This is a genomic window from Streptomyces sp. NBC_00271, from assembly GCF_036178845.1.
GTDB lineage: Bacteria > Actinomycetota > Actinomycetes > Streptomycetales > Streptomycetaceae > Streptomyces.
Genome location: NZ_CP108070.1, coordinates 6,465,406 through 6,487,248 on the forward strand (window position 1 = coordinate 6,465,406; position 21,843 = coordinate 6,487,248).

At 71.0% G+C, this 21,843-nt stretch carries 18 protein-coding genes; 9 read left to right on the forward strand and 9 right to left on the reverse strand.

Features of this window, described 5'->3' with window-relative positions:
• Positions 1–38: 38 nt before the first annotated feature.
• The 6 genes from OG798_RS29575 to OG798_RS29600 all read right to left on the reverse strand — a co-directional run bounded on the left by OG798_RS29575 (position 39) and on the right by OG798_RS29600 (position 9,105).
• Complete coding sequence (locus tag OG798_RS29575; RefSeq protein WP_075033566.1) at positions 39–218, reverse strand: hypothetical protein; 180 nt, start codon at positions 216–218, stop codon at positions 39–41.
• A gap of 150 nt (positions 219–368) precedes the next feature.
• Complete coding sequence (locus OG798_RS29580; protein WP_095853382.1) at positions 369–1,319, reverse strand: alpha/beta fold hydrolase; 951 nt, start codon at positions 1,317–1,319, stop codon at positions 369–371.
• Positions 1,316–1,792, reverse strand: a complete 477-nt coding sequence (locus tag OG798_RS29585) for a phage holin family protein (protein WP_095853381.1) — start codon at positions 1,790–1,792, stop codon at positions 1,316–1,318. The genes OG798_RS29580 and OG798_RS29585 overlap by 4 nt, the downstream gene beginning before the upstream one ends.
• A 190-nt stretch (positions 1,793–1,982) precedes the next feature.
• On the reverse strand, positions 1,983–3,383 hold the full coding sequence (gene nhaA, locus OG798_RS29590; RefSeq protein ID WP_267062483.1) for a Na+/H+ antiporter NhaA: 1,401 nt from the start codon (positions 3,381–3,383) through the stop codon (positions 1,983–1,985).
• An 872-nt stretch (positions 3,384–4,255) separates the two neighbouring features.
• Positions 4,256–6,256: an acetate--CoA ligase gene (gene acs / locus OG798_RS29595; RefSeq protein ID WP_095853379.1), complete on the reverse strand. Its 2,001-nt coding sequence runs from the start codon at positions 6,254–6,256 to the stop codon at positions 4,256–4,258.
• Between the two features lie 425 nt (positions 6,257–6,681).
• Positions 6,682–9,105, reverse strand: a complete 2,424-nt coding sequence (locus OG798_RS29600) for a SulP family inorganic anion transporter (protein WP_121415462.1) — start codon at positions 9,103–9,105, stop codon at positions 6,682–6,684.
• A 334-nt stretch (positions 9,106–9,439) separates the two neighbouring features.
• Between OG798_RS29600 and OG798_RS29605 the strand changes: the two genes are divergently transcribed.
• Entirely contained in the window at positions 9,440–10,702 is a 1,263-nt protein-coding gene (locus OG798_RS29605) for a hypothetical protein (protein WP_095853377.1), read from the forward strand.
• Here the strand turns inward: OG798_RS29605 and OG798_RS29610 are convergent.
• Entirely contained in the window at positions 10,692–11,672 is a 981-nt protein-coding gene (locus OG798_RS29610; RefSeq protein ID WP_095853376.1) for an ATP-binding protein, read from the reverse strand. The genes OG798_RS29605 and OG798_RS29610 overlap by 11 nt on opposite strands.
• A 101-nt stretch (positions 11,673–11,773) precedes the next feature.
• Between OG798_RS29610 and OG798_RS29615 the strand changes: the two genes are divergently transcribed.
• Positions 11,774–12,598: an oxidoreductase gene (locus OG798_RS29615; RefSeq protein ID WP_095853375.1), complete on the forward strand. Its 825-nt coding sequence runs from the start codon at positions 11,774–11,776 to the stop codon at positions 12,596–12,598.
• Between the two features lie 358 nt (positions 12,599–12,956).
• Here the strand turns inward: OG798_RS29615 and OG798_RS29620 are convergent, their stop codons facing one another.
• Positions 12,957–13,790: an HAD family hydrolase gene (locus OG798_RS29620; protein WP_095853374.1), complete on the reverse strand. Its 834-nt coding sequence runs from the start codon at positions 13,788–13,790 to the stop codon at positions 12,957–12,959.
• Positions 13,791–14,386: 596 nt separating this feature from the next.
• Here OG798_RS29620 and ssd point away from each other — a divergent pair.
• The 7 genes from ssd (at position 14,387) to OG798_RS29655 (ending at position 19,415) form a co-directional block, all read left to right on the forward strand.
• Entirely contained in the window at positions 14,387–15,481 is a 1,095-nt protein-coding gene (gene ssd, locus OG798_RS29625) for a septum site-determining protein Ssd (protein ID WP_267062484.1), read from the forward strand.
• The gene (locus tag OG798_RS29630; RefSeq protein ID WP_328757945.1) at positions 15,478–16,671 is read left to right on the forward strand and encodes a TadA family conjugal transfer-associated ATPase; all 1,194 of its coding nucleotides are present in this window, start codon (positions 15,478–15,480) and stop codon (positions 16,669–16,671) included. The genes ssd and OG798_RS29630 overlap by 4 nt, the downstream gene beginning before the upstream one ends.
• Complete coding sequence (locus OG798_RS29635; protein ID WP_183127232.1) at positions 16,671–17,540, forward strand: type II secretion system F family protein; 870 nt, start codon at positions 16,671–16,673, stop codon at positions 17,538–17,540. The genes OG798_RS29630 and OG798_RS29635 overlap by 1 nt, the downstream gene beginning before the upstream one ends.
• The gene (locus tag OG798_RS29640; RefSeq protein WP_328757946.1) at positions 17,537–18,298 is read left to right on the forward strand and encodes a type II secretion system F family protein; all 762 of its coding nucleotides are present in this window, start codon (positions 17,537–17,539) and stop codon (positions 18,296–18,298) included. Before OG798_RS29635 ends, OG798_RS29640 begins: the two co-directional genes overlap by 4 nt.
• A 61-nt stretch (positions 18,299–18,359) precedes the next feature.
• Positions 18,360–18,566, forward strand: a complete 207-nt coding sequence (locus OG798_RS29645) for a DUF4244 domain-containing protein (protein ID WP_328757947.1) — start codon at positions 18,360–18,362, stop codon at positions 18,564–18,566.
• Complete coding sequence (locus OG798_RS29650; RefSeq protein WP_328757948.1) at positions 18,553–18,972, forward strand: TadE family type IV pilus minor pilin; 420 nt, start codon at positions 18,553–18,555, stop codon at positions 18,970–18,972. Before OG798_RS29645 ends, OG798_RS29650 begins: the two co-directional genes overlap by 14 nt.
• Positions 18,969–19,415, forward strand: coding sequence for an Rv3654c family TadE-like protein (locus tag OG798_RS29655; protein ID WP_095853367.1), 447 nt, complete (start codon positions 18,969–18,971; stop codon positions 19,413–19,415). The genes OG798_RS29650 and OG798_RS29655 overlap by 4 nt, the downstream gene beginning before the upstream one ends.
• Here OG798_RS29655 and OG798_RS29660 read toward each other — a convergent pair.
• Entirely contained in the window at positions 19,381–21,834 is a 2,454-nt protein-coding gene (locus tag OG798_RS29660) for a DEAD/DEAH box helicase (protein WP_328757949.1), read from the reverse strand. The genes OG798_RS29655 and OG798_RS29660 overlap by 35 nt on opposite strands.
• Positions 21,835–21,843: the final 9 nt, after the last annotated feature.

Genomic DNA, 21,843 nt, shown 5'->3' on the forward strand with positions numbered 1-21,843 from the left:
CTGAGAGCGAAGGGTGACAGGCGGCGGTCTGCGGGGCCTCAGCCTCGTGGGTGACGCAGCCGTACCGAAACCCAGCGGGCCCGGCGGCGCAAAATGCGCGGGATCCCCACTTGGGGGTCCGCGCCCGGCAACTGCGGGGTGCCCCTCTGATGGGAGCTCAGGCCCGTCGCCGAGCGGCGGTTGCGTGGTGCGTCACTGTAGTCGTGCGTCCAGCCCATACCTCGACGTCTGCCCCTGCCCCAAGGTCGATAACCTCGCCCGAGCCCCCCAATTGGCCTATGCGCGAGGCATTTGGCTGTTCGTAGGACAGGCGTTCGCGTCCGCATACCGGGCGGGCCACGGGCCGCAATCGGACAGTCACCGACGGGTCACCGGTCAGGCTCGGGATCCTTCAGCCAGCTGACCAATTCGGTCGAAAACGCCACCGGGTCCTCTTCGTGGGGGAAGTGTCCGAGACCGTCGAACAGTCGCCAACGGTAGGGCGCTTCGACGTACTCCCCGGAACCGGCCGCACTCCGCGTCCGCATCACCGGATCGAGCGATCCGTGCAGATGCAGCGTCGGCACCCGAACCGGCCGCTTCATGCGCCGGTTGAACTGGATCCCGTCCGGTCGTGCCATCGAACGGACCATCCACCGATAGGGCTCGATCGCACAATGCGCCGTCGACGGGATGCACATGGCGCGACGGTACGTCTCCACGGCCTCGTCGTCCGGCTGTCGAGGCCCCGACCAGTCCCGCACCAGACGACCCACCAGGGCACCTTCGTCGGCGACGAGTTGGCGCTCCGGGATCCAGGGCCGCTGGAACCCCCAGATGTACGAACCCGCCGCCGACTGCTTGACGTCGGAGAGCATGGCCGAGCGCCAGCGCCGCGGGTGCGGCATGGACGACACGGCGAGCCGGCGGACGAGCTTGGGGCGCATCACGGCCGCCGTCCACGCCAGATAGCCGCCCAGGTCGTGTCCGACCAGCGCGGCGTCGGGCTCACCGAGGGACCGTACGACCCCGGTGATGTCGAGCGCGAGGTTGGCGGGGTCGTAACCGCGCGGCGTGCGGTCGCTGCCGCCGACGCCGCGCAGATCCATGGCCACGGCCCGGAAACCCGCGTCCGCGAGCGCCACCATCTGCCGGCGCCAGGTCCACCAGAACTGCGGGAATCCGTGCAGCAGTAGGACGAGCGGCCCGTCGCCCATCTCGGCGATGTGGAAGCGCGCGCCGTTGGCGGCGACGTCCCGGTGGGTCACTTCTCTCCCGCCGGGGACGTCGAGCCGCACGACTGAGGTGGGTTGCGCCGAGGGTGTGGCGGGGTCCGTCATGACGTCGAGCGTGCCACAACCTCGACCGCGTCACTCACAGGGGCGGTCCGGGGGTGGGGTTTGGCGTTCTGGAGCACACCCGCGGTCTCCTTGACCGAGGCGGCGACCTTCTGCGGGCCCTTGCCCTTTTTCGCCTTCTTCGCGAAGACCAGGCCGATCAGCGCGAGGGCGCCGGCGACCAGCACGTTCGCGGCGAACGACAGGACGAAGCAGATCGCGAGATTCCAGTGGCTCCAGGTCCGGATGCCGTAGGCCAGGGCGAAGTTCAGCATCGGGAGGGAGAAGATCAGCACCGCTCCGGCCGCGGAGAACGCGCCGCCGCTGACCGCGCCGCGCTTGACGTCCCGCTTGAGCTGCGCCTTCGCCAGCGCGATCTCGTCGTGCACCAGCGCGGACATCTCGGTCGTCGCCGAGGCGAACAACTGGCCGATGCTGCGTTCGGCGCCGACCGGGCTGCCGTCGGGTGCGCTCATCGCGGACTCCCTCTTCTGTATGTGCCTGCTCTGTACGGGCTGCTCTGTACGGTCCGGCTGTCAACGGTGTCGGCACGGCCCTGGCTGCTCCAGTGCCCGTACCGTCCACTGCCGACCGCCCGGCCCTGACCATCCGGCCCTGACCATCCGGCCCTGACCATCCGGTCCTGACTGTCCGGTTCTGCTCAGATCATGCCGGACCGTCGTTCTCCCCGCTTGCCCCGCCCGCCACTTCGGCAAGCCTTCGGTGCTCGGCGGCCTTCCGTTCGTGGATCTCGGCCATCCGCAGGTGGTACGCCGGGTTGTTCTGCTCGTAGATGTCGGGGATGCCGTCGCTGTCCTCGTCGAGCTCCTCGGCCTCGTACAGCGCACGGTACTTGGCGTTGCGTACCTTCAGCAGTGTCGTGGCGAGTACGGCGGCTATGAGCGAGCCGATCAGTACGGCGGCCTTGACCTCGTCGGTGAGTACCAGATCGTCCTTGAAGGCGAGTTCGCCGATGAGGAGGGAGACGGTGAAGCCGATTCCGGCGAGGGAGGCGACGGCGAAGACATCGGGCCAGACGAGGTCGTCACTGAGCGAGGCCCTGGTGAACCGGGCAGCCAGCCAGGTCCCCCCGAAAATGCCCACGGCCTTCCCGACGACGAGCCCCAGCACGACACCGAGTGTCTCGGGTCGCGTGAACACGTCACCGATCGCCCCGCCGGAGACGACGACCCCGGCGCTGAAGAGCGCGAACAGCGGCACGGCGAGCCCGGCGGAAAGAGGCCGTACAAGATGCTCGATGTGCTCCCCGGGTGAGTGCTCCTCGCCCTCGTGCGGGTGACAGCGCAGCATCAGCCCCATCGCGACGCCGGAGATGGTCGCGTGGACGCCGCTGTTGTACATCAGCCCCCAGATGACGAGCGCGAGCGGCACATACACGTACCACCCGCGTACGCCCTTGCGCAGCAGTACCCAGAACACGCCGAGCCCGACGACGGCCCCGCCCAGCGCGCCGAAGTCGATGTGGTCGGTGAAGAAGATCGCGATGATGAGAATCGCGAACAGGTCGTCGACGACGGCGAGGGTGAGCAGAAAGGCGCGCAGGGCGGACGGCAGGGAGGTGCCGATCACGGCGAGTACGGCGAGGGCGAAGGCGATGTCGGTGGCGGTGGGTACGGCCCACCCGCTGAGGGATCCTCCCTCGATCACATTGGTGAGGATGTAGACCAGCGCGGGCACGGCCATTCCGGACACGGCCGCGACGACGGGCAGTATCGCGGCCTTCGGATCGCGCAGATCCCCGGCCACCAGCTCGCGCTTGAGTTCGATACCGGCGACGAAGAAGAACACGGCCAGCAGTCCGTCCGCCGCCCAGTGCTGAACGGACAGGTTCAGCCCGAGCGCGGAGGGCCCGAGATGGAAATGGCTGACGCTCGCGTAACTGTCCCGCAGTGGCGTGTTGGCCCATACCAGCGCGGCAACGGCCGCGATGAGCAACAGCACCCCACCGACGGTCTCGGTCCGCAACGCCTCCGCGACGAAGTTCCGCTCGGGCAGGGACAGGCGTCCGAGGAGCTTGCGGTTGTTGGCGCTGGGCGTCGTCGCCACGGCGGGACCTCCGGGTCGTTACGGCTGTTTGCTGACGGCCGCCACGCGGGATCGCCGACGACACCGTCGACCAGACTTCCCGACACACCCTTGGGCCACTACTTTACCTTGCCATTACAGCGAGATATTTCGCGCTACGGATATATGGCGCACAAGGGAGATGGGTGGCCGCGTAGACGCGCGGGGGCGAGCCTCGGCACCAACGAGGGCTGGACACGATGGCTCGCGGCCGCGCCGCACGGACTTGCGAGAGCCCGACCGGGACACGGCGTACGGGAAGCGACCCCACGGCCGGGTAGTGGACGGGCCCGACGGGGGCGGAGACCGGAGCGGCGGCAGCCGACTCGACGGAGACCTCACGAGCCTCCAGGCCCAGCACGAGCGCCGGGAGGAAGCCTCCCAGCGCTGTGCTCCAGGGCAGCGGCCCAGCACCGCACGCCTCGCCGCCGCGGGCAACACGGCCGAGGCCGGGCACCAGGCCTCAGCGGGGCCGCGCGAGCGCGGGGTGGTCAGGGGGTGCGGTCACCACAGGGGTGCCGGGGCGGAGCCCCGCATGGGTGCGGGCGGGCGCAGGGCGGGCCCCAGCGATGGCGGGGGCGCAGGGTCCCAACGATGAGGCGCCGAAGAGGCCCAGCGATGGCGGCACCGCGGCATTGGGGGGCGAGTCGAAGCCCCGGGCGGGGTGCAGGGGCGGAGCCCTGCCCGGCGTGCGCGCGGAGTCCAGCGCCGCTGGGCAGGGGGCGGGGCCCCGCAAGGTTTGGGGCGGAGCCCCCGGGGGTGGGGTTGGGGTTTGGGATGGAGCCCCGCATGGTGGGGGTGTGGGGGCACGTAGGGCCCCCACACCAAAAAGGGGCGGGCGGGTGGGGGAACCCTCAGTCCTCGCTCGGCGCCGCCGGCAGCTTCTCCTGGATGAGATCCATCACCGTGGAGTCCGTCAACGTCGTGACATCCCCCAGCTCCCGGTTCTCCGCCACGTCACGCAACAACCGCCGCATGATCTTCCCGGACCGAGTCTTGGGAAGCTCGGCCACCGGCAACACCCGCTTCGGCTTGGCGATCGGCCCCAGCGTCGCCCCCACGTGATTCCGCAGATCCGCCACCAGCCCGGCATCCTCCGCGGAAGCGGTCCCCCGCAGAATCACGAACGCGACAATCGCCTGCCCCGTCGTCTCGTCCGCCGCACCGACCACCGCCGCCTCGGCGACCGAAGGATGCGAGACGAGCGCCGACTCGACCTCGGTCGTCGAGATGTTGTGCCCGGACACGAGCATCACGTCGTCGACCCGCCCGAGGAGCCAGATGTCCCCGTCGTCGTCCTTCTTCGCCCCGTCCCCGGCGAAGTACTTCCCCTCGAACCGCGACCAGTACGTGTCGAGGAACCGCTGGTCGTCGCGCCAGATCGTGCGCAGCATCGACGGCCACGGCTCGGTGAGCACCAGGTACCCGCCACCCCCGTTGGGAACCTCCCGCGCCTCGTCGTCGACCACGGTCGCCGAGATCCCCGGCAACGGCCGCTGCGCCGATCCCGGCTTGGTCTCGGTGACCCCCGGCAGCGGTGAGATCATCATCGCGCCGGTCTCGGTCTGCCACCACGTGTCCACGATGGGCGTCCGGTCGCCGCCGATGTGCTTGCGGTACCAGACCCACGCCTCGGGGTTGATCGGCTCACCCACGGACCCCAGCACCCGCAGGCTGCTGAGATCGAACTTCGCGGGGATGTCGTCCCCCCACTTCATGAACGTACGGATAGCGGTGGGCGCCGTGTAGAGAATCGTCACCCCGTACTTCTGCACGATCTCCCAGAACCGCCCCTGGTGCGGCGTGTCCGGCGTCCCCTCGTACATCACCTGCGTCGCACCGTTCGAAAGCGGCCCGTACGTGATGTACGAGTGCCCGGTGACCCAGCCGATGTCGGCCGTGCACCAGTACACGTCGGTCTCCGGCTTGAGGTCGAAGACGGCGTGGTGGGTGTACGAGGCCTGCGTGAGGTACCCGCCCGAGGTGTGCAGGATGCCCTTCGGCTTCCCCGTGGTCCCGGAGGTGTAGAGGATGAACAGCGGCTGCTCGGCGTCGAAGGCCTCCGGCGTGTGCTCGGCGGACTGCCGCTCGACGATCTCGTGCCACCACACGTCGCGGCCCTCGGTCCAGTCGACCTCCTGGCCGGTACGGCGGACCACCAGCACCTTGTCGACCCCGTCGACCCGGCTCACCGCGTCGTCGACGGCCGGCTTGAGCGCGGACGGCTTGCCGCGCCGGTAACCGCCGTCGGAGGTGATGACCAGCTTGGCGTCCGCGTCCTGGATGCGCGTGGCGATCGCGTCCGCGGAGAATCCGCCGAAGACGACCGAATGCGCCGCGCCGATCCGTGCACAGGCCAGCATCGCGACGACGGCCTCGGGGATCATCGGCAGATAGACGGCGACCCGGTCGCCCTTCCCGACGCCTAGCTCGATCAGTGCGTTGGCGGCCTTGCTGACCTCGTCCTTGAGCTCGGCGTAGGTGATCGCCCGGCTGTCACCGGGCTCGCCCTCGAAATGGATGGCGACACGGTCTCCGTGCCCCGCCTCCACATGCCGGTCGACGCAGTTGTACGCGACGTTCAGCTTCCCGTCGGCGAACCACTTCGCGAACGGCGGGTTCGACCAGTCCAGCGTTTCGGTCGGCTCGGTGGCCCAGGTCAGCCGGCGGGCCTGCTCGGCCCAGAAGCCGAGCCTGTCAGCCTTGGCCTGCTCATACGCCTCCGCGGTGACATTGGCGTTCGCCGCCAGGTCGGCGGGCGGCGCGAACCTGCGCTCTTCCTTCAGCAGGTTGGCCAGGCTTTCGTTGCTCACGACATCTCCCTTTCCCAGGGTGTCCGTTGTGTCCCAGGCCACAGCTCATCAGACCGGGGGCCTCGATGACAAGGGCCGATCTCAAATTGGTTTAGACCTATTGAGGAGCTGAGGTCCCTTCAGAACTACGTGTCAGGCACGCACGGGGTACGCACTCCGAGCCACGTACGGACAGGCGCGCGGGTTCACCCGCCAACCTTTCCCGCGACCGCCCCCCACATGGATGCCATGACACACGCGACGCCCGGGCGTGTCGCGCCCCCTCCACGTCTGCCCCCCTGCCCGGCCCCACACTGGCCTGCACTCCCGGCCCCGGCCCCGGCCCCCGCACCCGGATCCCGCTCCCGCCCCGCCCCCGACAAGGGAGCCGGCGCGCCCACACCCCCGCCGCATCCCCACGCACAGCGTGGTGCGCACCCCCGCCGAGCGGGGTCGCGCACCACGCCGAGGTCACACGGGTGGCGAGGTCAGGCGGGGTGCCGCAGATCCTCCGTCGCCCCCACATGATCGAACAGCTCACCGTCGTCGCGTTCGACCAGCAGATACGCCTGCGCCTCCCCGACGTGGAAGTACATCCCGTGCAGCTCGAGCGCACCCTCCCGCAGGGCCCGCGCCACGGACTCGTGCGCCCGTAGATGCTCCAACTGCTGCACCACGTTGGTCAGACACAGCTGCTCCACCGCATCGGCCGGCGCCCGCCCGGCGAGCCGGGCCCAGGGACGGTTCTTGGCGGCCATCCGGTCCAGACTGGGCACCCCGTGCCGCAGCCACCGCTTGAGTGGGGTCTGCGCCGCGCCGGGCTCCGCGTTCAACAGGGCCTGCATGGCCCCGCATCCGGAGTGCCCGCACACCGTGATGGATCGCACATGCAGCACGTCCACCGCGTACTCGATCGCCGCGGCCACCGAGTCGTCCCCGCTCTCCTCCCCGGGCTTCGGCACGAGGTTGCCCACGTTGCGTACGACGAACAGGTCGCCCGGACCACTGGAGGTGATCATCGACGTGACGAGCCGCGAGTCGGCACAGGTCAGGAACAGCTGCGACGGCCGCTGCCCTTCCCGCGCCAGCCGTGCCAGCTCACCCCGCACCAGGGGCGCGGTGTTGCGCTGGAACGCGCTGATTCCACGCGCCAGTTGATGCCCGCTCTGCCCGCTGCGGCCATCGGGCCCGGCGGCGCCGGATGCACCGTCCGCGCCGTCCGGCGCCTCCGGCTCGTCTGTCGGGCCCGCCCCACCCGACCGGTCGTCGGCGGATGCGGGCTGCGGACCGGCGGAGGGTTCGCAGTGGTGGTTGCGCCATGGTGTCCAGGGGCGGCAGCGGCAGTGGGAGGGGCCCGCGGGCTCGGCGATCCGGGTGCCGGTCCGCCCGGTCAACTCGACCGTGCCACCTCGCGCGACATGCGCGTTCTGCCAGTCCTGCAGGGACTCGTATGCCGCGTGGTCCATGAACGATCCGTCCAACTCCAGGGCCACATGTGCCCCTTGAGGCATCAGGTGCAGGGTGCGGCTGAGCCGAGGCACCGCGAGGAACGTCAACTGCCCCCGTACTTGTACGTAATGGACTCCTCCTCTTTCTTCATGCGTGATGCGCGTGCGGGCGAGGCGGTGCAGGGCGACGGCGACGGCCATGGAGACTCCCAGCACCACGCCCTCGAGAACACCGAGGCACACGACGCCGAGCGTGGTGACGACGTACACCAGCACTTCGCGGTGGCGGGTGACCGTGCGGATGTGGTGCAGGGACACCATCTGGATGCCGACGGCCATCACCAGGGCGGCGAGCGATGCGAGGGGGATCAGCTCCAGGATCGGGACCATCAGCAGCGCGGCAACTACTACGAAAACGCCGTGCAGCATCGCGGAGTTCCGGCTCACGGCACCGGCTTGCACATTCGCCGAACTGCGCACGGCGACCCCGGCGACGGGCAGCCCGCCGAGCGCGCCGGAGACGACATTGGCGGCGCCCTGACCGAGCAACTCCCGGTTCAGGTCGGAGCGGCCCACCCGGGTTTGCTGCGCGGGCCGCCTCGCCACCAGCTTGTCCACGGCCACGGCGCCGAGCAGCGACTGCACACTGCACACCAGCGTGACGGTGAGGACGGCGGCGGCGATCCCGAGCACCGGCCCCTCGGGCAGCCCGGCCAGCGCGTGGCTGCTCCAGGACGGCAGGTCGACCTTGGGCAGGACCAGCCCGGTGAGTGAGGCGGTCAGGGTGGCCCCTGCGACGGCGACGAGCGCGGCCGGCACGGTGCGCAGGGCGTGCCCCACCCGTCCGGGAATCCGTGGCCAGACGAAGAGGAGCGTCAGTGTCAGCACGCTCATCGAGACCGCCGCGGGGTGAACGTGCGCCAACTGGGCGGGTAGCGCGCGCAGGTTGTCGAGCACGGAGCTCTGCGGGGTGCCGCCCAGCACGATGTGCAGCTGGGCGACGGCGATGGTCACACCGATGCCGGCGAGCATGCCGTGCACGATCGCGGGGCTGACGGCGAGCGCCGTGCGGGCCACGCGCAGGCATCCCAGGCCCAGCTGGGCGACTCCGGCGAGGACGGTGATGGCGCAGGTCGCACGCCATCCGTAGCGGTGGATGAGCTCGGCAGTGACGACCGTGAGCCCGGCGGCGGGCCCGCTCACCTGGAGCGGTGAGCCGCCGAGCCGGGCGGCGACGATTCCGCCCACGGCGGCGGCGACGAGGCCCGACTGGAGCGGCGCGCCGGTGGCGAGCGCGATGCCGAGGGACAGGGGCAGGGCGATCAGGAAGACCGCGATCGAGGCTGACAGATCGGCGCCCGCGATACGGAATCGGCGGGGCGGGGTCGGCGGGGGGCTGTGGGGTTGGTGGATGCGCCTGGGCCGAGTCGAGTCGGCGGCGCGAGTGGGGACGCAGGCAGGCATTCCCGTCTCCTCCGGGGCAGCGCGGTCGCGGAATTGGTGGTCCCCGTCCAGGGAGGACGGGGGCAGATCGCGGCCGTGGGTCACGGCGTGCAGCGGCGGGACTTTCAATATTCGGTAAATGGATCGTAATCCAGAGTAAAGCCCACATGCGGACTTTAGTGGCAAATGGGGCAGTACTTCACTCTCGTGGGTGAAGCGGGCTTTTTATCGGCTTGTCGTATTTATTCAATCTCGGCCTCGTGCGACCTTGACGGCGCTGTCGGCATTTCGACGCACAGCACCCTAGAACGCCCAAAGCGGCGTTGCTCTGACAGAAGGAAGAAGGTGGGCGGAGATGGCCGCCACCCAGAGGATCGCCGCGGGCGTAGCAGTCGCCGCGGCCTGCGCCACGGCGCTCGCCGGCTGCGCCACCGGCTCCAAGGAAGGCACGCACGGCGCGAACGAGGCGGAGGGGGCCCCGGCGCCCCAGAGCGCGGTCCGCCTGATCGGCGACGGCTCCACCGCGTACACCGGAGCGCAGCCGCATCTGCCCAAGCCCGAGCGGCTGAAGCCCGGCCAGAAGCCCCCGCAGTTCGTGGTCTTCTCGTGGGACGGCGCCGGCGAGGACAGTCAGAAGCTCTTTTCGCACTTTCGCGAGGTCGCCAAGGCCAACGGGGCGACGATGACCTACTTCCTGAGCGGCGTGTACCTGCTGCCGGAGGACAAGCGCGAGCTGTACAAGCCGCCGGAGCACTCGCCGGGCAGCTCGGAGATCGGCTTCAACGACGAGAAGGGCATCAAGGACACCGTCGAGCAGCTACGCGGTGCATGGCTGGAGGGCAACGAGATCGGCACGCACTTCAATGGCCACTTCTGTGGACCGGACGGCGGTGTCGGCGAATGGTCGGTCGCGGAGTGGAAGAGCGAGATCGCCCAGGCGAAGGCGTTCGTGAAGTCCTGGAAGACCAACGCGGCCATGAAGAACGCGGCTCCGCTGCCCTTCGACTACGACAAGGAGCTCATCGGCGCCCGCACGCCCTGCCTGGAGGGCCAGAAGAACTTCATGAAGGCGGCCCGGCAGCTGGGCTTCCGCTATGACACCAGCGGCGTCAACAACCAGGTCTGGCCCAAGAAGAAGAACGGCCTGTGGGACCTGTCGATGCAGCTGGTCCCCTTCCCCGGGCACACCTTCGAGCAGCTCACCATGGACTACAACTTCATGGTCAACCAGTCGGGCACAAAGACCCAGGGCGACCCCGACAAGCGGGAGTACTGGGGCAATCAGATGCGTGACGGCCTGCTCAAGGGCTTCGACCGCGCCTACGACGGCAACCGTGCGCCGCTGATCATCGGCAACCACTTCGAGTCCTGGAACGGCGGCACCTACATGCGTGCCATCGACCAGGTCGTGGAGAACGTCTGCAACAAGCCCGACGTCCGCTGTGTCTCCTTCCGGCAACTGGCCGACTGGCTCGACGCCCAGGACCCGACCACGCTGGACAGGCTGCGCGGCCTCAACGTCGGAGAGGTTCCGAAGCAGGGCTGGGCGTCCTTCCTGTCGGGCCGCCCCGCCCCGGCCCCGAAGGGCATCCCCGGGGCGCCGGCCCTCAAGCCGTAGCCACCAGTCCCTCTCCCAGCACGAAACCGGGGTCGACCTGCGCCGCCAGGTCGGCCCCGGTCCTCTCGTTGCCCCAGCTGCCCGCGTTCTTCAGGTGGAAGTGCACCATCTGGCGCGTGTAGCGCTCCCAGTCCCGCAGGTCGTACGTGGCGTCGGCGGCGGTCTGCAAGGTGCGCAGGGAGCGGCGGTTGGCGTCCTCCAGGAGCTCGAACCGGGGTGGGCGGCCCTTCTCCATGGCGCGCACCCAGTCCGAGTGCCCGACTGTGACCAGGAGGTCGTCACCGACCTCGGCGCGGAGGAAGTCGATGTCGTCCTGGCCCTGCACCTTGTTGCCGACGACTTTCAGGATGACTCCGAAGTCGCGGGCGTACTCCTTGTACTGCCGATAGACGGAGACTCCCTTCCGGGTCGGCTCGGCGACGAGGAACGTGATGTCGAAGCGGGTGAACATGCCGGACGCGAAGGAGTCTGAGCCCGCCGTCATGTCGACGACGACGTACTCGCTCTGGCCGTCGACGAGATGGTTCAGGCAGAGCTCCACTGCACCGGTCTTGGAGTGGTAGCAGGCCACTCCCAAATCGGCCTCGCTGAACGGGCCGGTGACCATCAAACGGACGGCGCCGCCGTCGAGTTCCACCGGCCGCGCACAGGCGTCGTACACCGGATTGTTCTCGCGCACCCGCAGCAGTCGGGACCCCTCACCGGGCGGGGTCGTCTTGATCATCGTCTCGGCGGACGTGATCCGCGGATTGGAGCCGCGCAGGTAGTCCTTGATCAGCTTTAGCCGCGGGCCCATGGCGGGCAGCCCGGCGGCCACCACTTCGTCGAGGCCGAGAGCGGCCCCCAGGTGTTGGTTGATGTCGGCGTCCACCGCGACGACCGGCGATCCCGAGGCCGCGAGGTGGCGGATGAAGAGGGAGGACAGGGTCGTCTTGCCGCTGCCGCCCTTCCCTACGAAAGCAATTTTCATGTTCACCAAGGGTAGTGGGATGATTGCGCACAGTGCCCTGGTGACGTGAAGAAGACCACTCCTTCGTGGGGTGGGCCGCCGGGGTGCGTAGGGTCGTACTCATGAGTACGACAGGCGCGACCGCCGATCCGCTCGCGGCCCTGGGCTCGCTGCCCGGCGTGGCCGAATCCGTCGAGTCCGTCCGCAAGGCGGTGGACCGGGTCTACGGACACCGGATCATGCGGCGCCGCAGCAACGAGATCACTTCCGAGGCCGCACTGCGGGGCGCCCGTGGTTCCGCGGCGCTGTCCGGCGCCGACTGGGCCCTCGAAGAGGTACGCCGCCGCACCGACTTCAGCGGTGACGACGAGGCCCACACGGTCGGCGCTGCCCTGCGGCTGACCGCGGAGGCGGGCCAACTCCTGTCCATCTGGCGACAGTCGCCCCTCCGGGTGCTGGCCCGGCTGCACCTCGTCGCGGCCGCGGGCCAGGAGGACACCGTCGGCAGGCCCCGCCAGGAGGGCGAACCGGTCGACGAGCCGCTCGTCGAGCTGCCCCTGCCGGACGCGACCGAGGTGGCGGGCCGACTCGAAGGGCTCTCGCAGCTGATCATCGCGGGTGGTTCGGCGCCGGCCCTGGTGACGGCTGCCGTCGTGCACGGCGAACTGCTCGCCCTGCGCCCCTTCGGCACCCACAACGGCCTGGTCGCACGCGCGGCCGAGCGCATCGTCCTGGTCGGCAGCGGCCTCGACCCCAAATCCGTCTGCCCGGCGGAGGTCGGTCACGCCGAGCCGGGCCGCGCGGCCTACCTGGCGGCACTGGAAGGCTATGTCTCCGGCACCCCGGAGGGCATGGCGACCTGGATCGCCCACTGCGGCAGGGCGATCGAACTGGGAGCCAGGGAGTCGACAGCCGTCTGCGAGGCGCTTCAGCGCGGCGCGGCGTAAGTCTCAGGACAGGGTTGCGGCGGTACGAGTTTTCGTACCGCCGCTGGCATGCTCACCGGGTTACCAAGCGTCCTCGATATTTGCCCATCAGGTCGGGAACTCCTGCCCGTCACCTGGTGCGGCTGGCCCGTAATCGACGGGTCGACGTCGCGTGGGTGCTCGATGTCCATGCGCGGTCCGTGGGGCCTTGGTTGCGTTTGAAGGTGATCCTTTCGGATGTCCTTGGTCTCGCGGGCCGTTAAACCCTTTCTACTCCTGGTCCAGAGGAAGCGGAACCCCTGGCTGTACTTCTTTACTTTTAGGTTCAAATGGGAGTGAATCGGGACGTAGATGTGCCGCACGCACACGCGTGACGCGCTCACACCACCGGCGTGCGCCGTTTGCTCGCGTACCAGACCAGTCCCGCCGTGGCCGCCGCCGCTCCTATCGCGGCCGCCGCGACGAGCGCCGGACGCGGCGGCACCGACAGCGCGGGCAGTCGCTGCTTGAGCCGGACCGGCCGGTGGAAGTCCAGAATCGGCCACGAGCGGGCAAGCGCCTCGCGGCGCAGCGCACGGTCCGGATTCACCGCATGGGGATGGCCTACGGCCTCCAGCATCGGAACGTCGGTCGCGGAGTCGCTGTAGGCGTAGCAGCGCGAGAGGTCGTACCCCTCGGAGGCGGCCAGCTCCTTGACCGCCTCGGCCTTCGTCGGCCCGTACGCGTAGTACTCCACTTCTCCGGTGAAGCAGCCGTCCTCGCCGACGACCATGCGCGTGGCCACCACCCGGTCCGCGCCGAGCAGCTCTCCGATCGGCTCGACCACTTCCGCCCCGGACGTGGAGACGATCACGACGTCGCGCCCGGCGGTGTGGTGCTCCTCGATGAGGGAGGCGGCCTCGTCGTAAATGATCGGGTCGATCAGGTCGTGCAGCGTCTCGGCGACGATCTCCCTGACCTGCTGGACGTTCCAGCCCCGGCACAGCGCGGACAGGTATGCGCGCATCCGCTCCATCTGATCGTGGTCCGCGCCGCCCGCCATGAACACGAACTGGGCATATGCGGTGCGCAACACGGCCCTTCGGTTGATCAGCCCGCCTTGGTAGAACGACTTGCTGAACGTGAGCGTGCTCGACTTCGCAATGACCGTCTTGTCCAGGTCAAAGAAGGCTGCCGTGCGAGGCAAGGAGTGGTTTTCCACGAGCCCGAGCATATGCGCCCACCATTCGGGCTAGTGTGGGGCGCGTGGGTTTGCCTGAGAGGGCTCTCGGGTACACCATGGAAGTCACGGATCGTTCGCGACCGTGCTAACCCGGTCCGGCTCCTCCCCCCCCGAGTCGGCCGTGGGGACGACCCCCGCTCTCCCCCCCGGCGGGGGTCGTCGCATGTCCGGATGGGTTTTTCCCCTCTTTCGCGCGGCCCCGGGACCCCGTTGTCACCGCTGTGGCCGCTCCTTCGGCGCGCTCATGATTCGTCACTCTGCGTATCCGTGAGACTGCTCTGTGGAAGTCACAGGCGACTCATTGGTATGGGTGAAGGCGATATTCACAACCACTGAGTTGTCCACAGTTATCGACCAAGATCCACACGATTTTCTGGATCGCTGCACCGTGATTCCAGCGCGTCCCGCTCGCGGCGAGTTCCTCGCGACAAGTTCATGGCGGGTTCCGTTTGTCGGACGCGTTTGGCCGGTTCGTATCGGCCGTTCATATGGAGGCCGCTCGCCGGTTCTTCACACGAGCGGGAATCGCGGGTCCGCAGAGGACCTTGCGAGCTCCGCGCAAGGAGCAGCGAAGGGGGCTGGAGATCGTGGCGGGAGCCATCACACACGACCTGCCGCCCGCCGCCGACGGGCGGCAGGGCGGACCATTGATTGTCACGGAGGACGCCGAACTCCTCGACGACCTGCTGCGCCTGTGCGCCGCGGCGGGCGCGAGGCCGGAGGTCCACCACGGGGTGCCTGAGGGCCGCGGCAGCTGGGAGGCGGCACCGCTCGTCCTGGTCGGCGACGACGCGGCGTGGCGCCTACGCGGAGCAGCGCGCCGACGCGGAGTCGTGCTGGTCGGCCGGGACCAGGACGACTCCGGCGTCTGGAAACGGGCTGTCGAGATCGGAGCCGACCACGTCCTGATGCTTCCGGACGGCGAGCAGTGGCTCGTCGACCGCATCGCCGACGTGGCCGAGGGAGTCGGCCGACCCGCGCTGACCGTCGGCGTGATCGGCGGCCGCGGCGGGGCCGGAGCCTCCACGCTGGCGTGCGCGCTCGCCGTCACCTCTGCGCGCGAGGGACGCCGCACCCTGCTCGTGGACGCGGATCCCCTGGGTGGCGGACTCGACGTACTCCTGGGCGGAGAGGCCGCCGAAGGCCTGCGCTGGCCGGCGTTCGCCGCCTCCCGTGGCAGGGTCGGCGGCGGCGCCCTGGAGGAGTCCCTTCCCGAACTGCACGCGCTGCGCGTCCTCAGCTGGGACCGCGGCGACTCCGTCACCATCCCGGCGCAGGCCGTCCGCGCGGTGCTGGCCGCCGCCAGACGGCGCGGCGGCACCGTGGTCGTCGACCTGCCCCGCCGCGTCGACGAAGGAGTAGCGGAAGCCCTCGCCCAGCTCGACCTCGGGCTGCTGGTCGTCCCCGCCGATCTGCGCGCCGTCGCGGCGGCCAAACGGGTGGCGTCCGTGGTCGGCATGGTCCTGCGCGACCTGCGCGTCGCGGTCCGCGGCCCCTACGCGCCCGGCCTCGACGACCGTGAAGTGGCCCGCCTGCTCGGACTGCCACTCGTCGGCGAAGTGCCCGCGGAGTCCGCGCCGCTGGACGCCGCCATGCCACCCGGGGGAGCGGCGCGGGGGCCGCTCGCAAGGTTCTGCAGGGCCTTCTGGCAGCGGGTTCCGGTGGAAGGCGGGGGCGTATGAGCTGGGATGCGGGCACGGGCGCGGGGACCGGCACGGGACTGCTGGACGGCGTACGGCAGTGGCTCGCCGAGAGCGGGTCGGAAGCGACTCCCGCGCGCGTGGCACAGGCCCTGCGCGAGCAGGGGCGAGTGCTCGGAGACGCCGAAGTCCTCGGCGCCGCCGAGCGGTTGCGTTCCGAGCTGGTCGGCAGTGGGCCGCTGGAGCCGCTGCTCGCCGACCCGTCGGTGACCGACGTCCTGGTGTCCGCGCCGGACCGGGTGTGGGTGGACCGGGGCTGTGGCCTGGAGCTGACGACCGTCTCCTTTCCGGACACGGCGGCCGTACGACGGCTCGCGCAGCGCCTCGCGGCCGTGGCCGGGCGAAGGCTCGACGACGCCCGCCCCTGGGTCGACGCCCGGCTTCCGGACGGCACCCGCCTGCACGCGGTGCTGCCCCCGGTGGCCGTCGGCTCCACCTGCCTGTCGCTGCGGGTCGTACGGCCGCGCGCGTTCACCCTCGACGAGTTGGTGGTGGCGGGGACAGTCCCGCCGGGCGGGGACCGGGTACTCAGAGCCCTGCTGGACGCCCGGCTGTCGTTCCTGATCAGCGGCGGCACCGGAAGCGGCAAGACGACCCTGCTGAGCACGCTGCTGGGGCTGGTCGGTGCCGGTGAGCGGATCGTGCTGGCCGAGGACTCGGCGGAGCTGCGGCCCGACCATCCCCATGTGGTGCGCCTGGAGGGGAGGCCCGCCAACCAGGAAGGCGTCGGACTCGTCGCGCTGCAGGACCTGGTCCGTCAGGCCCTGCGCATGCGACCTGACCGGCTGGTGGTGGGCGAGGTGCGCGGACCGGAGGTCGTGTCGCTCCTGGCGGCTCTCAACACCGGCCACGAGGGCGGCTGCGGAACGGTGCACGCGAACGCGGCGGCGCAGGTACCGGCCCGCCTGGAGGCCCTGGGCACCGCGGCAGGGCTCGACAGGGCCGCGCTGCACAGCCAGTTGGCGGCGGCGCTGTCCGTGGTCCTGCATCTCGTACGCGACCGGGCCGGGCGGCGGCGGATCGCCGAGGTGCATGTCCTGGAGCGCGATGCGACGGGGCTGGTGGTGACGGTGCCCGCGCTGCGGTGGGGCGCGGAGGCGTTCGCGTACGAGCGGGGGTGGGAGCGGCTGCGGGGGTTGCTCCGGGACGGGACCGAGGGGAGTGGGCTGTGATGACGGGGGCCGGTGACATCTCGGTGGGAGCGGCCATGGCGTGTGCCGGGGCGGCGGCCTGGTTGATGGGTGGCTGGGACGCGGGGGCACGCAGGGCGCGGCTGCTGTGCGCGGACGGTGGGGTGGTGGCCAACGGACCGCCGGCGTGGGAGCGGGCCCGGGCCGAGTGGCGGCGACTGCGCGGGCGGCTGCGTCCCGAGGGCTGGTCAATGGTGGCCGGGCTGGTGATCGCGGCACTGGGCGCGTCCGTGGTGCCGCTGTTCCTCGGGGCGGCCGGGATGCCGCTGCTCCGCCGAGTACGGCGGGCCGGGGAGGCGCGGCGCGCGGGGGAGCGTCGGGGTGAGGAGGTGATCGCCCTGTGCGGGGCGCTGGCCGGCGAGGTGCGTGCCGGGCATCAGCCGGGCGAGGCACTGCGGAGAGCCGCGCGCGACTCGGGCGGGCTCGGGGAGGCGCAGGCGGTGGTGCTGGCGGCGGCGCGGTTCGGCGGTGACGTGCCGGGCGCGCTCACCGACGCGGCACGGCAGCCGGGGGCCGACGGGCTGGTGGGGCTCGCCGCGTGTTGGCGGGTGGCGGTGGACCGGGGTGCGGGCCTGGCGGCGGGACTCGACCGTCTGGAAGGGGCCCTGTGCGCGGAGCGGGACCAACGGGCCGACCTGCGCGCTCAATTGGCGGGATCGCGATCTACGGCGGTGATGCTCGCGGGACTGCCCGTTCTGGGTCTTCTGCTCGGCACCGCGCTGGGCGCCGATCCGCTGCACGTGCTGCTGCACAGCGGGCCGGGCCTGGGCTGTCTGGTGGTCGGTGGGGTGCTGGAGGGCGTGGGGCTGTGGTGGGCGCTGCGCATCGTGAGGGGAGCGGAGGCGGCATGAGCACGGAAGTTGTCCACAGGCTGGGGGCGCTCGCGCTGGGGTGGCTGCCGCGAGCGCTCGGTGCGGCGCGGCGTGAGCGACGGGCGCGCAGAAGGCTGACCGAGCTACTGGCCCTGGAAAGGGCGCCCGAGAGGCGGCACTTCGCGGTCCGGGACGTCGTGCGGCCGTGGCTGCCGGTGGCGGGCGCGGTGTGCGCCGGCTGGGTGTTGGTCGGGGGTCTTGCCGGGGTTGTGGTGGGGCTGCTGGCCGGGTTCGGGGCCTGGCGGCGGCGACGCAGACCGGGGCCGGTGGAGGAGTACGACGTGGCGCTGGCCGCCCGGCAACTCCCCTTGGCGGCGGACCTGGTCGCGGCCTGCATCGCGGCGGGGGCGGACCCGGTGGTTGCGGCGCAGGCGGTGGGCGAGGCCCTGGGCGGACCGGTGGGGGAGCGGCTCGCGCGGGGCGCGGCGGAGGTGCGGCTCGGGGGCGAACCGGTCGAGGCATGGCGGAGATTGGCGTCGCTCCCGGGCGCGGGGGCGCTGGCACGGCTGTTGGAACGGGCGGGGGAGTCGGGTGTACCGGCGGCCGTGCCGGTCGGGCGGCTCGCCATGGAGGCCCGCGCCGAGCGGGGCCGCACCGCGACGGCGCGGGCGCGGCGGGCGGCCGTCATGGTCACCGCGCCCGTGGGGCTGTGCTTTCTTCCCGCGTTCCTCGCGATGGGTGTCCTGCCCGTGGTGATCGGGCTGGCGGACGGGGTGTTGGGAGGGGGTGGCGGATGACGGGCGGCGGCGTGCGGTGAACGACGGACGATCAACAGGTTCGAACCTTACGGGGGTTGAGATGTGCAAGACGGTGGGCGTACGGATGCGGGCGTGGCTGCTGGGTCTGGCGGCGCGCGGGGACGCGGGAATGGTCACCTCGGAGTACGCGGTGGGTGTCCTCGCGGCGGTGGCCTTCGCGGCGGTGCTCTACAAGGTGGTGACGAGCGGCCAGGTCGGCGCGGAGTTGCAGGACATCGTGGGGCGGGCGCTCAATGCGCCGATGTGAACGCGGGACGCCGAGTCGGGATCGGAGCCGCGGCCGGAGTCGGAGTTGGGACCGGAGCCGGGACCGGGGATTCGTGACCGCCGAGGCCGCCGTGGTGCTGCCCTCCGTGGTGCTCGTCGGAATGGCGCTGGTCTGGGCCCTGCTCGCCGCGTCGGCGCAGATCCAGTGCGTGGACGCGGCCAGGGCGGGCGCCCGCGCGGCGGCCCGACAGGACCCGCCGGACACAGTGCTGGCGACGACCCGCCGCGCGGCACCGCGCGGCGCCAGGGTCGCGGTGACCCGGGACGGCGACCTCGTCCGGGTCACGGTCAAGGCGAGCGCGCCGGGACCGGACGGACTGTCACTGGAGCTCAGCGACGAGGCCGTGGCGCTGGCGGAGGAGACCGTGGGGGTGGTGAGGGGATGAGGGTCCGGAGCCGCGGTCACATCGCGCGGACGGCCGCTGGGAACAGGGGGCACACGTACCGGATCCGTTGCTCGGACAGAGGATCGGCCACCGTCTGGACCGTCGGGGCGATCGCCGTGCTGTGTGTCGTGTTCGGGGCCGTCCTGGCCATGGGACAGGCGGTCGTGGTCCGGCACCGCGCGGCGGGGGCGGCCGACCTGGCCGCGCTCGCCGCGGCGGACCACTGGGCGGACGGCGGCACGGCGGCCTGCGCCCAGGCGGACCGGGTGGCGCGGGCCCAGCGTGCCCGGCTGGTGCGGTGCGCTGTGGAGGGCGAGATCTCGGACGTCACGGCCGCGTCGGGCGCCGGCCCCTTCGACGTGGAGGTCAGGTCCAGAGCCGGTCCCGCGAGACCACAGGAGCCGGCGCCTAGCCCTCCGGCGCTCCCCGCAGCAGCTCCGTGAGCAGCCGCACAGCGCCCCGTTTGTGCAGCGGCTCGTTCCCGTTGCCGCACTTGGGGGACTGGATGCAGGACGGGCAGCCGGCCTCGCACTCGCAGGACGCGATGGCCTGCCGGGTGGCGGTGAGCCAGGCGCGGGCGGTGTGGAAGGCGCGCTCCGCGAACCCCGCGCCGCCCGGGTGGCCGTCGTAGACGAAGACCGTGGGCAGGAGCGTGTCGGGGTGCAGCGGGATGGACACGCCGCCGATGTCCCAGCGGTCGCAGGTGGCGAACAGCGGGAGCATGCCGATCGACGCGTGCTCGGCGGCGTGCAGGGCGCCGCCGAGGATCTCCGGGCTGATCCGGGCCGCGTCCAGCTGGTCCTCGGTGACCGTCCACCACACGGCGCGCGTGCGGAGCGTACGAGGAGGGAGGTCGAGTTTCGACTCGCCCAGTACTTCACCGGTGATGACACGACGACGCAGGAAGGAGACGACCTGGTTGGTGACTTCGACGGAGCCGTAGCACAACCGGCCCTCGCCCCAGGGGACTTCGATGTCCGTCTCCAGGACGGAGATGGACGTCGTGTCGCGGGCGACCGTCGAATACGGCGGGTTGGCCTCCTCGACCAGGGCGACGGAGTCCTCCAGGTCCAGGTGCTTCACCAGGTACGTACGGCCCTGGTGGAGGTGGACCGCGCCCTCGTGGACCGTGGTGTGCGCGGAGCCCGCGTCGACCGTGCCGAGCAGCCGCCCGGTCCCGGCCTCGACGATCTGTACCGGATTGCCGCCCTCGCCGCGGATGTCGGTCAGGTCGGCGGCCCGCTCCCGACGGGTCCAGTGCCACGCCGTCGTTCGCCGGCGCAGCAGCTTCGCGGCCTCCAGCTGTGGCAGCAGGTCCGCGGCGGCCGGGCCGAAGAGCTCCAGATCCTCTTCGGTGAGGGGGATCTCGGAGGCGGCGGCGCACAGGTGCGGGGCGAGGACGTACGGGTTGTCGGGGTCGAGGACGGTGGATTCCACCGGCTGGTCGAACAGGGCCTCGGGGTGGTGCACGAGGAAGGTGTCCAGCGGGTCGTCGCGGGCGACGAGGATGGCGAGTGCGCCCTGCCCCGAGCGGCCGGCGCGGCCCGCCTGCTGCCACAGGGAGGCCCGGGTGCCCGGGTAGCCCGCGATGACGACGGCGTCCAGGCCGGAGACGTCGATGCCGAGTTCGAGGGCGGTGGTGGCGGCGAGGCCGAGGAGTTCGCCGGAGTGCAGGGCGCGCTCCAGGGCGCGACGTTCCTCGGGGAGGTAGCCGCCGCGGTAGGCGGCCACGCGCCGGGCCAGTGAGCGGTCGATCTCGGCGAGGCGCTCCTGGGCGATCACCGCGATCAGCTCGGCGCCGCGGCGGGATCGTACGAAGGCGACGGAGCGCACGCCCTGGAGGGTCAGGTCGGTGAGGAGGTCGGCCGTCTCGGCGGTGGCGGTACGCCGAACGGGTGCTCCCTTCTCGCCGTGCAACTCGGTGAGCGGGGGCTCCCAGAGGGCGAACACGAGTTCGCCGCGGGGCGAGGCGTCGTCGGCGATCTCGACGACCGGGAGGCCGGTCAGCCGACGGGCGGCGACCGAGGGCTCCGCGGCGGTCGCGGAGGCCAGCAGGAAGACGGGGGAGGAGCCGTAGCGGGCGCACAGGCGGCGCAGTCTGCGCAGTACCTGGGCCACGTGGGAGCCGAAGACGCCGCGGTAGGTGTGGACCTCGTCGATGACGACGTACTTCAGGGCGCGGAGGAAGGAGGACCAGCGGGGGTGGGAGGGCAATATCCCGCGGTGCAGCATGTCGGGGTTGGTCAGGACGTAGTTGGCGTACTGCCGTACCCACTCGCGTTCCTCGAACGGAGTATCGCCGTCGTACACGGCTGGGCGAACCGCATTGCCCAAAGGTTGTGAAAGTTCCTTCACCGAACGGCGCTGATCGGCTGCGAGGGCCTTTGTGGGGGCCAGATAGAGCGCGGTGGCCCCCCGGCCGTTCGGAGCCTCGGAGCCGTCCAGGAGGGCCGTCAGGACCGGTGTGAGGTACGCCAGGGACTTTCCCGAGGCGGTGCCGGTGGCGACGATCACGGAGTCGCCGTCCAGGGCGTGCTCGGCGGCCAGCGCCTGGTGGGCCCAGGGGTGTTCGATGCCCGCGGCCTGCACCGCGGCGATGACCTCCGGACGGATCCGGTCGGGCCATACGGCATGGCGACCCGCCCGCGGGGGCAAGTGCTCCGTATGAGTGATGCGCGAAGCCCGGCTCGGCCCCGAGGCGAGCCGGTCCAGGACAGTGCCCGGATCGGGGCGGGAAGCGGTGTCCGTCGAGGGTCGATCGGATCGCTGATTCTTGGCCATCGGCACCGAGTGTGTCACTGGCGTGACGGACAATGGGCCCAAGGCGTCGTGCACGCCTGCCGGTAAGTGATCGAATGCCATCGCGGCTGG

Bases quoted from the DNA above. Each gene is read 5' to 3' on its own strand.
- OG798_RS29610 (WP_095853376.1), bottom strand. From the start codon at position 11,672: ATGAAAATTGCTTTCGTAGGGAAGGGCGGCAGCGGCAAGACGACCCTG.
- OG798_RS29635 (WP_183127232.1), top strand. From the start codon at position 16,671: ATGACGGGGGCCGGTGACATCTCGGTGGGAGCGGCCATGGCGTGTGCC.
- OG798_RS29650 (WP_328757948.1), top strand. From the start codon at position 18,553: ATGCGCCGATGTGAACGCGGGACGCCGAGTCGGGATCGGAGCCGCGGC.
- OG798_RS29620 (WP_095853374.1), bottom strand. From the start codon at position 13,790: ATGCTCGGGCTCGTGGAAAACCACTCCTTGCCTCGCACGGCAGCCTTC.
- OG798_RS29615 (WP_095853375.1), top strand. From the start codon at position 11,774: ATGAGTACGACAGGCGCGACCGCCGATCCGCTCGCGGCCCTGGGCTCG.
- OG798_RS29580 (WP_095853382.1), bottom strand. From the start codon at position 1,319: ATGACGGACCCCGCCACACCCTCGGCGCAACCCACCTCAGTCGTGCGG.
- OG798_RS29655 (WP_095853367.1), top strand. From the start codon at position 18,969: ATGAGGGTCCGGAGCCGCGGTCACATCGCGCGGACGGCCGCTGGGAAC.
- OG798_RS29640 (WP_328757946.1), top strand. From the start codon at position 17,537: ATGAGCACGGAAGTTGTCCACAGGCTGGGGGCGCTCGCGCTGGGGTGG.
- OG798_RS29605 (WP_095853377.1), top strand. From the start codon at position 9,440: ATGGCCGCCACCCAGAGGATCGCCGCGGGCGTAGCAGTCGCCGCGGCC.
- OG798_RS29645 (WP_328757947.1), top strand. From the start codon at position 18,360: ATGTGCAAGACGGTGGGCGTACGGATGCGGGCGTGGCTGCTGGGTCTG.
- OG798_RS29585 (WP_095853381.1), bottom strand. From the start codon at position 1,792: ATGAGCGCACCCGACGGCAGCCCGGTCGGCGCCGAACGCAGCATCGGC.
- OG798_RS29660 (WP_328757949.1), bottom strand. From the start codon at position 21,834: ATGGCATTCGATCACTTACCGGCAGGCGTGCACGACGCCTTGGGCCCA.
- OG798_RS29600 (WP_121415462.1), bottom strand. From the start codon at position 9,105: ATGCCTGCCTGCGTCCCCACTCGCGCCGCCGACTCGACTCGGCCCAGG.
- OG798_RS29575 (WP_075033566.1), bottom strand. From the start codon at position 218: ATGGGCTGGACGCACGACTACAGTGACGCACCACGCAACCGCCGCTCG.
- OG798_RS29630 (WP_328757945.1), top strand. From the start codon at position 15,478: ATGAGCTGGGATGCGGGCACGGGCGCGGGGACCGGCACGGGACTGCTG.